At 64.9% G+C, this 13539-nt stretch carries 13 protein-coding genes; 7 read left to right on the forward strand and 6 right to left on the reverse strand.

Annotation, left to right across the window (positions count from 1 at the left end; genetic code table 11):
* Window positions 1–9 precede the first annotated feature (9 nt).
* Window positions 10–564, forward strand: a complete 555-nt coding sequence (locus A5791_RS02915) for a pyridoxamine 5'-phosphate oxidase family protein (RefSeq protein WP_067230731.1) — start codon at window positions 10–12, stop codon at window positions 562–564.
* Window position 565: 1 nt separating this feature from the next.
* Here A5791_RS02915 and A5791_RS02920 read toward each other — a convergent pair whose 3' ends face one another.
* Complete coding sequence (locus A5791_RS02920; protein WP_067230904.1) at window positions 566–1039, reverse strand: SRPBCC family protein; 474 nt, start codon at window positions 1037–1039, stop codon at window positions 566–568.
* 85 nt (window positions 1040–1124) lie between these two features.
* Window positions 1125–1322, reverse strand: a complete 198-nt coding sequence (locus tag A5791_RS26995; RefSeq protein WP_231995782.1) for a hypothetical protein — start codon at window positions 1320–1322, stop codon at window positions 1125–1127.
* Between the two features lie 43 nt (window positions 1323–1365).
* On the opposite strand from A5791_RS26995, the gene A5791_RS02925 reads away from it, so the two are divergent.
* The 3 genes from A5791_RS02925 to A5791_RS02935 all read left to right on the forward strand — a co-directional run bounded on the left by A5791_RS02925 (window position 1366) and on the right by A5791_RS02935 (window position 5543).
* Window positions 1366–2253, forward strand: a complete 888-nt coding sequence (locus A5791_RS02925) for a hypothetical protein (RefSeq protein ID WP_231995783.1) — start codon at window positions 1366–1368, stop codon at window positions 2251–2253.
* Between the two features lie 101 nt (window positions 2254–2354).
* A complete protein-coding gene (locus A5791_RS02930; RefSeq protein WP_067230734.1) occupies window positions 2355–3248 on the forward strand; it encodes a hypothetical protein in 894 nt (297 codons plus the stop codon).
* 12 nt (window positions 3249–3260) lie between these two features.
* Window positions 3261–5543: a cation-translocating P-type ATPase gene (locus A5791_RS02935; RefSeq protein WP_067230737.1), complete on the forward strand. Its 2283-nt coding sequence runs from the start codon at window positions 3261–3263 to the stop codon at window positions 5541–5543.
* Between the two features lie 227 nt (window positions 5544–5770).
* Here A5791_RS02935 and A5791_RS02940 read toward each other — a convergent pair whose 3' ends face one another.
* A complete protein-coding gene (locus tag A5791_RS02940; RefSeq protein ID WP_067230740.1) occupies window positions 5771–6946 on the reverse strand; it encodes an SRPBCC family protein in 1176 nt (391 codons plus the stop codon).
* Window positions 6947–7006: 60 nt separating this feature from the next.
* On the opposite strand from A5791_RS02940, the gene A5791_RS02945 reads away from it, so the two are divergent.
* A complete protein-coding gene (locus tag A5791_RS02945; RefSeq protein ID WP_067230742.1) occupies window positions 7007–7798 on the forward strand; it encodes a PaaX family transcriptional regulator C-terminal domain-containing protein in 792 nt (263 codons plus the stop codon).
* A 78-nt stretch (window positions 7799–7876) separates the two neighbouring features.
* Window positions 7877–9268, forward strand: a complete 1392-nt coding sequence (locus A5791_RS02950) for an alpha/beta hydrolase domain-containing protein (protein ID WP_067230746.1) — start codon at window positions 7877–7879, stop codon at window positions 9266–9268.
* 7 nt (window positions 9269–9275) lie between these two features.
* Here the strand turns inward: A5791_RS02950 and A5791_RS02955 are convergent, their stop codons facing one another.
* Both A5791_RS02955 and A5791_RS02960 read right to left on the reverse strand, forming a co-directional pair.
* A complete protein-coding gene (locus A5791_RS02955; RefSeq protein WP_067230749.1) occupies window positions 9276–9848 on the reverse strand; it encodes a UGSC family (seleno)protein in 573 nt (190 codons plus the stop codon).
* A gap of 34 nt (window positions 9849–9882) precedes the next feature.
* Window positions 9883–10995 carry a hypothetical protein gene (locus tag A5791_RS02960; RefSeq protein WP_067230752.1) on the reverse strand — a complete coding sequence of 371 codons (1113 nt, stop codon included), beginning with the start codon at window positions 10993–10995 and terminating at the stop codon, window positions 9883–9885.
* A 95-nt stretch (window positions 10996–11090) separates the two neighbouring features.
* Between A5791_RS02960 and A5791_RS02965 the strand changes: the two genes are divergently transcribed.
* A complete protein-coding gene (locus A5791_RS02965; protein ID WP_067230757.1) occupies window positions 11091–12023 on the forward strand; it encodes a LysR family transcriptional regulator in 933 nt (310 codons plus the stop codon).
* 240 nt (window positions 12024–12263) lie between these two features.
* Here the strand turns inward: A5791_RS02965 and A5791_RS02970 are convergent, their stop codons facing one another.
* Window positions 12264–13283 carry a nitronate monooxygenase family protein gene (locus A5791_RS02970; RefSeq protein WP_067230761.1) on the reverse strand — a complete coding sequence of 340 codons (1020 nt, stop codon included), beginning with the start codon at window positions 13281–13283 and terminating at the stop codon, window positions 12264–12266.
* Window positions 13284–13539: the final 256 nt, after the last annotated feature.

The following is a 13539-nucleotide window of genomic DNA, read 5'->3' on the forward strand; positions in this document are numbered from 1 at the left end:
ACCTTTCCCATGCTGTTACCTCTTGCCGCGCAGCCCTACACGGCTCCGACGGATCGCGACATGCTTCCCTCCGAGCGGCGCGAGTTCGTGCGCACCCACCGCACCGCCGTGTACGGCTACCGTCGCCGCAACGACGGTCCGGCCATGTCGATCGTCTACTACATCCCCACCGACACCGGCGAATTGCTGGTGTCGACGATGGCCGGCCGCGGCAAGGCCCGCATCGTCGAACGTGACGGCAAGGTTAGCTTGTGCGTCCTGGACGAGCGGTGGCCCTTCAGCTACCTGCAGGTCTACGCCGACGCCACACTCGAGGAAGACCGCGATCTGGCCGTCGACGTCATGATGGCCGTAGCCGGCCGAATGTCGGGCGAGCCACTCCCCGACGAGGCGCGCCCGTCCGTCGAAGAGATGTGCGACCGGGAGAACCGCGTGGTCATCCGTTGCCGGCCGTATTCCACCTTCGCGACACCGCCTCGGCACCTGCATCGCAACGACCAGGTGGAGCAACTAAGCCACTGGGTGTCCGGCGTGGTCCCGTGGGATGCCGCCGATCCCGCATGAGCTACTGCGCGGCGTAGCGGTCCCGGAGCTTGGCCAGGGTGGCCTCGATGCCCGACGCGTTGGCCTTCGCGAAACCCATCAGCTCGTAATATCTGAGTGCGTTCTTCAGCGCTCCCGCGGCGTGGTAATCGAAGGTCTCGGTCACGCGCGTCGATGTCGGTGAGAGCGACTGGAATTCCCAACGCCAGCGATGCCCTAACGGGTGACGCCATTCGACTACCTCGTTCGGCTTGAGCTCGGTCACCGTGCTAGTGATTCGATAGGGCAGGCCGAACATCTTCATGTTGGTCGAAAACTTCGATCCTTCAACCAATTCCGTCGGCGCCTTGATGTTGTCGCGAACCGTGCCTGAACCGTCCAGTTCGCTGTGCCGCCGCGGATCGGCAGCCATCGCGAACAGCTCGGCGGCCGGTGCGTTTACTTCTACCGACCGAGAAACGCGCCTGGGTCCGGCGTCGACGACGGTCACGGTCATGATGGCTCCTTCGGTGTCCTGCAGCGCCAGGTCGACGCTACGCTTCGCCCGTTCGGTCTTCCATACCCCGGGACTGGCGCCGCAGCTAATCGCTAATCGTCGGCGCCACGCTTCCCGGTCCGGATAGGGTCCCGTCATGGGCGTCCTGCGGTTCATCTGGCAGCGTGTGCTGGCTTTTGACCGAATCGGTTCGCGCATCCCGCAACTCATCCAGATCTGGCTGATCGAGTTCTTCTTCGTCATGCCGTTGATGTTCTTCATCGGAAAGCTCATCGACATTCACGGCGCATTCCGGAGTACCCGGCACCGAAGAGCGGGTGGGCGGCGTGTTCTGGGGAGCCCTGGTGGTCTCGCTGGTCTTCGGCGTCCTCTTCGTGCGTTCGCTGGTAAAACCACGGGTGGTGGAGGGCTCGTGGACTCCTGTGGTACACGCCGATGCCGGACCGGTGACCGTCTATGGCGGCAACCGCGCCTGGGCCGTCACCTACCCGTACTTGACCAGCCATCCGTCCTACGCACTGCTGCTGCTGATCACCGCCCCGCTCCCGGTGGTGATGGTCGCCGCGACCGTGAATCACGGTGACAGCACGTTCTATTGGCGAGTGAGCGGCATTGTCGGCATGGTCCTTCTGGCCTGTATGGCGCTGGCGCGCGTATTGGCCTGGTACGTCTTTCGATTCGGCCGCCACCAGCTCGACGAGCAGTTGCAGAGCCTGCCGATCTCACAGCGCCGCCTCGGCTGGGAGATCGCCTTCAAGCCGGTGCTGATGCTGTTGGTGATGATGTATGCAATCGTGTGCATCCCGCTGGGTGTGATGTGGTTCAAGGAGAAACGCACCATCGCCGCCCTGCCCGTCGTCACGGTCGCCGACACCGAACACCCCGGCGACTACCGGCGGGTGGACGGCACGCTCGCATCGAAGGCCGCCTTTTGGGCGCCGCGTGGGACCGGTCGTGGCGGCAACAACTACGCCGGGGCCGGCGTGCTGGTGTCGCTGGCCTCGGGCGGCGAGGCGCTGCTGCTCGCCGAGGCGCTGTCGGTTCCCGACTTCAAGGGCATGATGTCGCGGGTTCGTAACGGCAGGCTCACCGCGACGGGCAAAGTGATCGATATCGTCTCGGCCGATCAGCGCAAGTACTACGGCTTCGACGAGACGGTGTTTCCGGAGCCGTCGCCCTACGGTCGGGTGATGCTGCTGCTGTCCTTTCCCTGAGCGGCCGCGCCGGTCGACAGCCGCGAGCCGGAAAGGCCGCGGTTGACGCATATACCCCCTAGGGGTATAAATCCAATAGAGTCTTGCTCGAGAGGAGCGCAATGAGACCATCCACCAAACTCGCGCTGTTCGGAGCCGGCTTGGCGCTCGTCTTCGGATTCGCCTTCATGGCCGGCGGAGCGCTGATTCCGCACCACGTCGCGTCGTCGTGGACCCAAGCCGTAGACGGCGGCCACCACGGCCACGGACCGGGCACCGAGCCAGTGCGTGGAGTGTCGCTCAGCGCGGGCGACCTGATGCTGGGCGCGGTGACAGCCCCACCGACGGTCGGGGCCCGCGGCGTCCTGTCGTTCCGGATCCAGACCGTCGCGGGTGTGCCCGTGACGAAGTTCAACACCGAAGACACCAAGAAATTGCATCTGATCGTGGTGCGCAGCGACGGCACCGAGTTTCGTCATGTGCATCCCGCGATGAACGACGACGGCCAGTGGTCGATGCCGTGGGCGTGGGATGCCCCGGGGCCCTATCGCATCTTCGCCGACTTCGTTCCCAGCGCGGGCGCACTTGCGGGCAAGAACACGGTGCTGTCCGCCACCATCAACGTCGAGGGCACTGTCACGCCGCACCGCCCATGGACGCCGTCGGCGGTCAGCCACGTCGACGGGTTCACCGTCACCGTCGACGGCAGCCTCGCGGCGGGAGCCGTATCGACTTTGACCACGACGATCACTCGCGACGGCTTGCCCGTCACCGTGCAGCCCTACCTGGGCACGTACGGCCATCTGGTGATACTGCGCGAGGGCGATCTGGCCTACTTACACGCGCATCCGCAGGATGCCGATCCCACGGCCACATCGGCGCAACGTGCCGGGAAGATCGCGTTCATGGCCGAACCGCCCACGCCTGGGCGCTATCTGCTCTACCTGGACTTCCAGGTCGACGATCAAATGCGTACCGCCCAGTTCGTCGTCGACGCGCTCACAACACATCAGTAGAGGAATGCGATCATGCCGGAGATGACTGGCTCACCCGCCGCGATGAACAACATCGAGCTTCAGATCGCGGGGATGACGTGTGCCTCCTGCGCGATGCGCATCGAGAACCGACTGAACGGCCTCGATGGGGTCAACGCAACCGTCAACTACGCGACCGAAAAGGCGACCGTCACCGTCCCGCCCGGCTATGACCCCCGGGCGCTGATCGCCGAGGTCGAGAAGACCGGCTACACCGCGGTGCTGCCGCGAAAGCGGCGCGCAGAACCACCGGCCGGACAGGCGGAAGAAGGCGAGCTGAGAACGCTGCGCAACCGCGTGATTGCCGCGGTTGTGCTCGCGACACCGGTGATCCTGATGGCGATGATCCCGGCGCTGCAGTTCCGGTATTGGCAATGGGCGTCGTTGGCCCTGGCCGCGCCGGTTGTGGTGTGGGCGGGTTGGCCCTTCCACGCCGCCGCTTGGGCCAACCTCAAGCACGGTGCCGCGACCATGGACACGCTCATCTCGGTCGGCACATTGTCGGCGTTCGTGTGGTCGCTGTATGCGCTCTTCCTGGGTACTGCCGGTGAACCGGGCATGCGCCATCGTTTCGAGCTGACCGTGACGCCCAACGACGGCGCGGCCAACATCTACCTCGAAGTGGCCGCGGGCGTGACATTGTTCGTGCTGGCCGGCCGATATTTCGAGAAGCGCTCCAAGCGGCGTGCCGGTGCCGCGCTGCGTGCCCTGCTGGAACTCGGCGCCAAGGACGTCGCCGCCCTGCGTGAGGGTGCCGAGACGCGCATCTCCGTCGACCAACTCGAGGTGGGCGACGAGTTCGTCGTGCGTCCGGGCGAGAAGATCGCCACCGACGGAACGATTGTTTCGGGCTCGTCCGCCGTGGATGTCTCGATGCTGACCGGCGAGTCCGTTCCCGTCGAGGTTGGTCAGGGCGACGCGGTCACCGGGGCCACGGTGAATGCCGGCGGGCGCCTGGTGGTGCGCGCCACCAGGGTCGGCGACGACACGCAGTTGGCGCAGATGGCCAAGCTGGTGGAAGCGGCCCAATCGGGCAAGGCCGAGGTGCAGCGGCTCGCCGACCGCATTTCCGCCGTGTTCGTCCCCGTCGTCATCGCCATCGCGGTGGCCACCTTCGGGGCGTGGCTCGGCGCCGGCTTTCCCGTGACAGCGGCGTTGACGGCCGCGGTCGCGGTTCTCATCATCGCCTGCCCGTGCGCACTCGGGCTGGCCACTCCCACCGCGCTTCTGGTCGGCGCGGGACGCGCCGCTCAACTCGGGATCCTGATCAAAGGACCCGAAATGTTGGAGTCCACGCGCAAAGTCGACACGATCGTGCTCGACAAAACCGGCACCGTCACCACCGGCAAGATGACCCTGGTCGAGGTGATCGCCACCCCAGGGGCCGACCGCGCCACGGTCCTGCGCTATGCCGGCGCGCTGGAGGATGCCTCTGAGCACCCCATCGCACAGGCAATCACGAAGGGCGCGAAGGAGGAACTCGGCACCCTGCCCACGCCCGAGGACTTTGCCAACGTGGAAGGCAAAGGCGTGCAGGGCATTATCGATGGGCACGCGGTCATGGTAGGGCGGCCGAGTCTACTGGCCGACTCGGGTCAACAGCTCGAGCCGACGTTGTTGGCAGGCAAAGCACGTGCCGAGAGTGACGGCAAGACCGCTGTCGCCGTCGGTTGGGACGGCCGCGTCCGCGCGATCCTGGTGGTCGCCGATACCGTCAAACCCACCAGCGCAGAGGCGATTCGCGAGTTCGAGCGACTGGGGCTGACGCCGGTGTTGCTGACCGGCGACAACCGTGCCGTCGCACAGCACATCGCCGATGAAGTCGGTATCAGCCACGTCATCGCCGACGTCCTGCCAGCCGGCAAAGTCGACGCCGTTCAGCGCCTGCAATCCGAAGGCAAAGTGGTCGCCATGGTTGGCGACGGCGTCAACGACGCGGCCGCCCTGGCGGCCGCGGACCTCGGGCTGGCTATGGGCACCGGCACAGATGTCGCCATCGAAGCCGCCGATTTGACCCTCGTTCGCGGCGATCTGCAAGCCGCCGCGGATGCGATCCGTCTTTCCCGCCGGACCCTGTCCACCATCGAGGCGAATCTGTTTTGGGCCTTCGGGTACAACGTGGCGGCGATTCCGCTTGCCGCGCTGGGCTTGCTCAACCCGATGCTGGCCGGCGCCGCGATGGCGTTTTCCAGCGCATTCGTGGTGGGTAACAGCCTGCGTCTGCGCGGCTTCACCAGCACCGCCAAAGCGGAAGGGCGCGTCGGGCTTTGCGTGTGAAGCCTGGGCTTTGCGTGTGAAGCCTGGGCTTTGCGTGTGAAGCCTGGGCGGAAATCGGCGCCGATTCCCGCCCTCTGTTCACAACGAAAGCCGTAGGCTCACAACCAAAGCCACAGGTTCACAACCAAAGCCACGGGTTCACAACGAAATCCGTAGGTTCACAACCAACGCCGTAGGTTCACTACGAAAGCCACGCGGTGATTGAAGTGACTGCTGGGCGACGGCCCTCAAGTCAAGAACAAACGATTCAGCCGCTCAGCAAGGTTGGCGTGGAAGTGCCCGATCGCACTCTCGTGCCGTCCGAACTCGAGGAACTCGTTCGCGTTGGCGCGCAAGCCCCGTTGTACGGCCGCGGACATCTCGTTGTCCTCCACGCTGCCGCGCGCAACCAGGGTGCCCGCGGGGTTGACCGGCGGCTCGAGCGCTGCTTGATTGGCAAACTCGGACTTTGCCATCGAATACACGGTGAACATGCTGTGGTCGATGTCCACCGGGTCGATCACTACCATGAGCACCAAGTCGGGGAACGTCGCCAACATGGCGTTGGGGAACAGGTGATACACGTAGGTCACCCGCGTGTCCGTCGACCAGGTGCTCTCTGGACGGTCGCGGAGCCGTTCAATATTTCGGTACGGGAAGGCAATACGGCAATTCGGCCCGAACTTCTCGACCACGTTGAGGTCGTCGTACTGCAGCGGATAGAACGTGTCCTTGTGGGTCGAGCGAATGTGGTAGCCCTCGAGGAACTGCTCGACGAGCACCTTCCAATTCATCGCTCGCAGCGTCGAGTCCACATAGACGAGCTGGCGGGCCGGAAGCAGCTTGTCGCGCCACGGGCTTCCTTCCGTCAGCCAGGCCATCGCCTCGGCAGCCTGCCGTTCGCCCGCGGCGCCGGAGTCGAGCGGGCCGATGACGATGAGCCCGTCCACCTCATGGCTTTCCACCTCGACCAGCCCGCGCGCCGGCATGTCCAGATCCGGGAAAGCCTCCGGGTGGGGCACGTGGGAGAGCGAACCGTCCAGACGGTATGTCCAACCGTGGTAGCGGCACACCAGCGCATGTGAGCACCCCGCGCCCTCGACGAGCACGGCGCCGCGATGCCGGCACGCGTTACGAAACACCCGTGCCCGCTGATCTCGTCCGCGCACTGCGAATAGCGGTACGCCGAAGGCGGTTCGCTCGACATGGTCACCCGGGTTGGGAATCGTTGCCGATGGCACGAAGACGCTCGGCATCGTGCGCAGCGCACGCAGCTCCGCCGTGAAACGCTCTGGCTTTAAGTAGTTTTCGACCGGCTCGCGCCAACCTTCGCCCTCATCGGTGGTACCGGCGTCGATATGAGCGAGTATGCGCCGAACAATTTCCAAATCGGTCGAGATGAACGATGTCGTCGCGGAGCTCATGGTGTGTCAGTATCACACTATTATGGACACGCGTCAATCAATTAGTGATACGGTACCGCGGTGGTGCAATCCCGGGTAAAGCAGCTGATCGGCAACCGGCCGCTGAGCGCCCGCTCCGTGCTTGCGTCAGCGTTGTTGGGGTCCGACGAGTCCCGCCTGACGGCGGGCGAACTCATCAACGTGGCGTCACTGTTCGGCATCAGCGCCGGCGCCACTCGAACCTGTCTGTGGCGCATGGTCTCGGCCGGCGAACTCTCCGCCGACGACGGCAACTACGCACTCGCCGGACGCCTGCTGGAACGCCGTGAACGCGTCGACGAGGCGTCGCGGATGGACGAGGCAGCCGGGTGGGACGGGACCTGGGAACTGGCGATCGTTTCGCTGGAGCGCCGCTCGGCGGCAGAACGCCTCGAACTTCGCAAGGCGGCCATCGCCCTCCATCTGGCAGAGCTCCGTGAGGGTGTCTGGCTACGTCCGGATAACCTTGACTCACAACGGCTTCCGGGATCGCGGGCAGTACTGGATCGACAGTGCATCCATTTCCAGGGTGCCGCAACCGACATTTCGCCCGACCAGATGCGGTCACTCTTCTCCCTGGACGAATGGGCCGCAGACGCCAAGGTGCTGATCGAGGCGATGAACGCCGAACTCCGTCGCAACAAACGGGCCGATTCGGCGCGCCTCGCCGACGAGTTCGCGCTGTCGATCGCCGTCGTCAGGCATCTTCAGCTCGACCCCCAATTGCCGGGCGAACTCACACCGGCCCGCTGGCCGGGGCGCACCCTGCGGGATATCTACCGCCGCTTCGACGAAGCTTTCAAGCAACGAATGAACCGCGCCTACCGTAGCTGAGGGACGCCTTGAGCCCCGGCCTCGAGCCCTGGTGTAGGAAGTATCTGTGTCACCTTTACAAATTGAAGGGATCCTGTAATGGATCGTCCGGACGTAACACAAGTACCCGGAACACCTGCCCTGCTGCTTGGCGCGTTTGACCTCAGCGCGCTCGGCTATGACGTCGGTGAGTTCTTCGTGTCCGGAACGGCTGCCTGTTACACGCCCACCGCAGAACTCGGACCCGACGGCTGCTGGCCCGTAACATCGTCTGGCACAGCCGATTACACCACGCGGGTCGTTGTAGTCAAGCCAACAACCGCGGCGCATTTCAACGGGACCGTGCTCGTCGAGTGGCTGAACGTGAGCGGCGGCATCGACGCCCCGGCGGTCTGGTTCATGGCGCATCGCGAAATCGTGCGCTCCGGTTACGCGTACGTCGGGGTCTCAGCCCAACAGGTAGGTGTGCAGGGCGGCGCCAACCTGATGGGCATCGACATGTCGCTGAAAAGTCAGCACCCGACGCGGTACGAGCCGCTGAGCCACCCGGGCGACGCCTTCTCCTATGACATCTTTTCCCAGATCGGGCGCCTCGTGCGCGATGGCGTGCTGGGTGAGCTTCGCCCTCAGCACATCGTCGCTTTGGGTGAATCCCAATCGGCATTGTTCATGACCACCTACGTCAACGCCGTCGACCCGCTCGCCGAGGTATACGACGGGTTCTTGGTTCATTCCAGATTCGCGGCCGCCGCACCGTTGGACGACACCTCGATCTTCGACGAATCACAAGCCAACACCGCCCAAGCTGTCAGATTCAATCCCGGCCTGCGCGTCCCGCTCATCACCGTCATCACCGAGACCGACCTGTTCGGTGGCATCCGGCCTGGCTATTATCTTGCGCGCCAGCCCGATAGCGATCGGCTGCGGGTGTGGGAGATTGCCGGCACCGCACACGCCGACAACTACACGATCCTGGTGGCGCCGATCGATTCGGGCTCGGCGCCGATGAGCGACATCGTGGCGGCATACGCGCCGACCGACATGCTGATGGGCCAGAAATTGCAGCACTGCATCAACTTCGCCCCGCAGCATCACTATGTGCTGCAGGCGGCCTTGTCCCAGCTGTGCCGATGGGTTCGAACGGGCGAACGGCCGCCCAGCGGGCCAGACATCGAGTTGGCCGAGACCGATCCGCCGGAGCCGGTTCTGGACGCGAACGGACTGGCAACGGGTGGCATCCGGACCCCATGGGTGGACGTCCCGGTTGCCCGCACATCCGGGGTCGGCAGCGTCGAGAGCATCATGGCAGCCATCTTCGGCTCCGGCGAAGTATTCGACGCCGCTACCCTGAACCGGCTCTACCCCGGCGGGCGCGAGGACTACTTGGAACGCTTCACTGCGGCCCTCGACACGGCCATCAAGTCGGGCTTCATCCTGCCGGCAGATCGCGCGGAGATCATCGAGATCGCCTCCGCGTCCTATCCCGCTTGATGATTCGTCACTTCGCAGCGAACTCGACGAGGCTCCCATTCGGCGCATGCGCACCGCCGCACCAGATGCGGCGGGCCTGTGGCGCGATCTCGGCGGCGCGGCCGTCGAGTTGTTCAAGCGTCAGGCTGCTGATCGGATGAGTCGCGACCGCCGGTACGAGACCGGCCATTCCATGCGACTCCCGCTGCAGCCGAGCCTCCTGCTCGAATTCCGTTGTCACGATTACCACTGCCGGCAGCCCGGCCTCTTCCAGACGCACGGCGTCGTTCACACACGCCGAGCAGCACGAGCCGCAGTCACCGATTGCTGTTAGCGCGACGTCGTTTTCCGCGGCGATCCGGCTGATCAGCTCGGTGTTCGCGTCCGACGAGAAGTGGTGCTTGTCGTAGTGGGTGACCGAGGTCAAGGTGAGTCCTTCATCGGCAAGCTCGCGGACGGTGGCACGCAACAACTTCGCGGCATTCCACTTGGTGTTGCTCAGCACGCCGAGGCGTAAGCCGAGCAGACCGCTCACCCGGGGAGCCATGGGTTTGGCCTCCACCTCGACGACCCCGCATGGGTCATGAATGTAATCAGTCATCGGATCTCCTTTGGTGAGTTACCTTGTCGCGCAGTCACAGTCGGCAGGAACCGTCGGAGCAGTCGAGCTCCCGACCGGCACCGCCCATGTCATCGTCGATTGCGCGCAGCACCGGAGTCGTCGCGGTGCTCCACCCCGGCAGGAACGCCGAGAAGCGGCCGGCGGATCCGCCGGCGACGAACAGATGGATGTCGTCGGGAGTGAAGACGATCGGCACTCGCCGGCCCGCTTCGCGCGGAAACCATTTCGGCAGATTTCGGTTGTAGGTGCGTTCCCCGGGCGGTGCGTAGCGGTTGCGGTAGCTCACGTCGTCCCAATCGTTGGTGCCGTTGAGCCACAGGTAGCGACGCACGTCGTCCCGGCTCCAGCCGAAGGAGGCGATGGTGCGTGCGTGTTCCACACCGATGACGACCGTGCAAGAGCCGCCGAGCACAGCGTTGTTGTGCGCGACGGTGCTCATCGCCGAGGCAATGGAATCCAGAATCCCTTGTGGGTCATCGGAAATGTGATTGGTGACGCTGTGCGGCGCTTCGGCACCGATCACCAGAACGGTGCTGTCTTCAGGCGCATATCCATGCTCGACGTGATACGGAGCCCACGGACTGGCCTCCTCGTTCTCGGCAATGCAGAAGGTGTACTTGCCGGGGTGACCCAGCGTGCTCTTGTCCAGTTCCCCAGGAATGCCACCACCGACAGTCAGGAGGACCAGCCGAACCGCCCGGCCGATGGTGGCGTTCGCGCGGTTGCCGGAACCGAACACGTTGCCGCCGGCGTTCATGCCGATCTGACGGCCGATGGGTCCGTTGACGACGATCAGCGGTGAGACCACATGCGTCGTCGCCTGGATGCCGTTGAGGTTGAAGCAAGTGTCAACCAGGGCGAGAATGGCCGCGCGCACAACGGGCGCGTATTCGGGTTTGCAGCCGGCCATCACCATATTGACGGCCAGGAGTTCACGCGTCAGGCTGCCCCAGCGCGGTGGAATGCGGGCCACGAGTTGCTCGGGATCTCCGCCCAGGACTGCAAGCACCGCAGCCACCCGCTCGGGCGTCGGTGGGACTACCGGAAGCCCGTCACTCCAGGGCTGGTCGAAGTAGTACTCGACGAGGTCGCGATCGTCGGTAACGGACAGGGCCGTCATGGTCATGGGAGTGCCTCCTGCGTTGCTTACTGAGGAAACCGTAGGCCCGTTGTATCTTTATTGTCCAAGACATATTTGAACAGCTAATATATTCTGAAGATATGTCAGATCCTGAGCTGCGATTGCTGCGCTACTTCGTGACCGTCGCCGAGGAACGACACTTCGGCCGGGCCGCCGAACGGCTCCACATCGCCCAACCGCCCCTGAGTCAGCAGATTCAAAAGCTGGAGCGTCAGCTGGGAGTTGACCTGATCGATCGGTCCCGGCGGCCGATCGAGCTCACCGATGCCGGCAGTGCCCTTTTCGACGAAGCGCGACTTGCGCTCACGCACGGCCAGCGAGCATTCGCCGCGGCGCGCAGGGCCGCCGCCGGTCACCTCGGGCACCTTCACATCGGCGCACTGCAGGCCGCGGTCGACGGCGTCCTGCCGTATGTGATGCGCTCGCACCGCAGGACCTATCCCGACGTCAAGCTCGAGCTCTCCGAGTTGAGCACCGCCGAGCAGGTTTCCCAATTGCTGGAACACCGCCTCGATGTCGGCTTCCTGCGCGGGCCCGTCGAAGAACCGTCGCTGACCGTCCAGACGCTGGTCGACGATCCGCTTGCCGCGGTGGTATGGGAAGGCCACACACTCGCCGAGCATCATCGAATCGCCCCGTCACTGCTGGCGGATCAGCCGGTCGTCATGTGGACTCGGACCGCTGCGGCCACCACCTACGCCGACGTCATCGAGCTGTTCCGGATGCACAACATCGAGCCGCCGATCGTCGACGAAGTGGCGCGAATCCAGACGATCCTCGCCCTGGTGGCATCCGAGGCCGGAATAGCCCTGCTGCCAACGTCATTCATCAACCTCGGCAGACAAGGCGTCCGGTTCATCCCGTTGCACGGGCCGTTGCCGAACCGGCCGCTGGCCCTGGCGTGGCGCACCTCAAACGAATCACCAACTCTGCGTTGCTTTCTCGACATCGCAGCGGAGGCGTCGCCGTCGTACTTGCGCGATCTGAGCCAGCACTACCCCCAGCTCGTGTAGCGGCCTGCTTCGGTGGCAGGGCGCCCGATCGCATCGCAGGCGGTTCGACACATGAAGGCGCAGCATCAGAAACGAGTAACATCTGCCACTCCCGTACCAAAAGGCAGCTGCGCGACCATTCTAGAATCCGATAGCGCCGGTGCTATCAAATTTGAACTTCGCCTGCCAAGCATCCTAGGGATTGGTGTGACTGATGTGACTGGCGTGCTAGGTCGGCGCCACGCAGTCCAGGCATGTCCCTCAGAGCTTTGCGGCGAGCTTCTGCAGGATGTCGGCGGTGGGTTCGGCGCTGGCATGCCGATATCCGGTGCCCGCCCAGAGGTGGACGAAGTCCGGTTTCCCGGCCGTCGCGGCCGCTTTGCGCAGCGGGCTGGTGAGGTAATGGATCGCCGGATACCCCAGTGGCGCCTGCGCTTCGTGGGCGTCGATGAAGGTGTTGCGCAGACCGCGCGCCGGCCGGCCGGTGAAGGCTCGGGTCAGCACGGTCTCGCTCCGCTGCGGATCGACGAGGGCAGCCTGATGGGTGGCCGAGGCGCCGCTCTCGCTGGCACGCAGCAAGACGGTGCCGACCATGGCTGCGGCGGCGCCTGCCCGGATCACCTCGACGACGTCCTCCGGGGTGGCGATGCCTCCGGTCGCGACGACGGGGATGTCCACCGCCTGGGTGACGCTGCGCACCAGGTCGGCGATTGGCGTGGCGGCCACCGGTTGGCGCGGCGTGAGAGTGGCCGAGTGTCCCCCGGCCGTCGACGCCTGCACGGCGAGCAGGTCAACACCGGCGGCGCGGGCTCGGGTCGCCTGGTCTGCGGTGGTGACCGTCTGCATCACCAGAGTGCCGGCCTTCTGCAGCGCGCCGATCACATTGCTGGGGGGAATACCGAAGGTGAAGGACACGATCGGCACCGGGTTGTCGAGCAGCAGCGCGATCTTGGCATCGAACTGATCGTCGTCCTCGATGGGGTTCGGCGGCAGGGCCAGCCCGAACTGGTCGGCCTCACGCTGAATGATGGCGGCGTAGGTTCGGTAGCTGTCCGGATCGACGGGCAGCGGGTTGGGCGCGAACACGTTGACCCCGAACGCGACCCCCTCCGCCCGCACCTGTTTGATCTCGTCCGCAACGGCCGCGGTGGATTTATAGCCGGCGGCGAGCATGCCCAGCCCGCCTGCCCGAGTCGCCGCGCACACCATCGCCGGCGTCGTCGGACCGCCCGACATCGGGGCGGCAACGACGGGAAAGGACATTCCGAACTGCTCGAGCATGCTCACACCTGTCAGTTGTGATCCTTGTCATATCGCGCCGGCCGGCGACGCCAATGACTCCAGGTAAAGCACATCGGTCACAACGTTCGCAACGGCGTCGGTTCGGCTCGACAGGAATGCAGGGCCGCTGCGTATCGAAGAGCGGTCCTTCCGACGCTCCCGTCGGCCCGCGGCGCGTGGGTTTGGCAAGGTCAGCAGCACACATCTCGGTTTGATATCAGCGGTGACCTCCCGCCCCGAATCCGACAGATCCGGC

It is taken from the genome of Mycobacterium sp. 852002-51163_SCH5372311 (assembly GCF_001667115.1).
Classification (GTDB): Bacteria; Actinomycetota; Actinomycetes; order Mycobacteriales; family Mycobacteriaceae; genus Mycobacterium.

Excerpts from the sequence above, each read along its gene's own strand:
- A5791_RS02915 (WP_067230731.1), top strand. The coding sequence starts at position 10 with ATGCTGTTACCTCTTGCCGCGCAGCCCTACACGGCTCCGACGGATCGC.
- A5791_RS02920 (WP_067230904.1), bottom strand. The coding sequence starts at position 1,039 with ATGACCGTGACCGTCGTCGACGCCGGACCCAGGCGCGTTTCTCGGTCG.
- A5791_RS02930 (WP_067230734.1), top strand. The coding sequence starts at position 2,355 with ATGAGACCATCCACCAAACTCGCGCTGTTCGGAGCCGGCTTGGCGCTC.
- A5791_RS02935 (WP_067230737.1), top strand. The coding sequence starts at position 3,261 with ATGCCGGAGATGACTGGCTCACCCGCCGCGATGAACAACATCGAGCTT.
- A5791_RS02940 (WP_067230740.1), bottom strand. The coding sequence starts at position 6,946 with ATGAGCTCCGCGACGACATCGTTCATCTCGACCGATTTGGAAATTGTT.
- A5791_RS02950 (WP_067230746.1), top strand. The coding sequence starts at position 7,877 with ATGGATCGTCCGGACGTAACACAAGTACCCGGAACACCTGCCCTGCTG.
- A5791_RS02955 (WP_067230749.1), bottom strand. The coding sequence starts at position 9,848 with ATGACTGATTACATTCATGACCCATGCGGGGTCGTCGAGGTGGAGGCC.
- A5791_RS02960 (WP_067230752.1), bottom strand. The coding sequence starts at position 10,995 with ATGACCATGACGGCCCTGTCCGTTACCGACGATCGCGACCTCGTCGAG.
- A5791_RS02965 (WP_067230757.1), top strand. The coding sequence starts at position 11,091 with ATGTCAGATCCTGAGCTGCGATTGCTGCGCTACTTCGTGACCGTCGCC.
- A5791_RS02970 (WP_067230761.1), bottom strand. The coding sequence starts at position 13,283 with ATGCTCGAGCAGTTCGGAATGTCCTTTCCCGTCGTTGCCGCCCCGATG.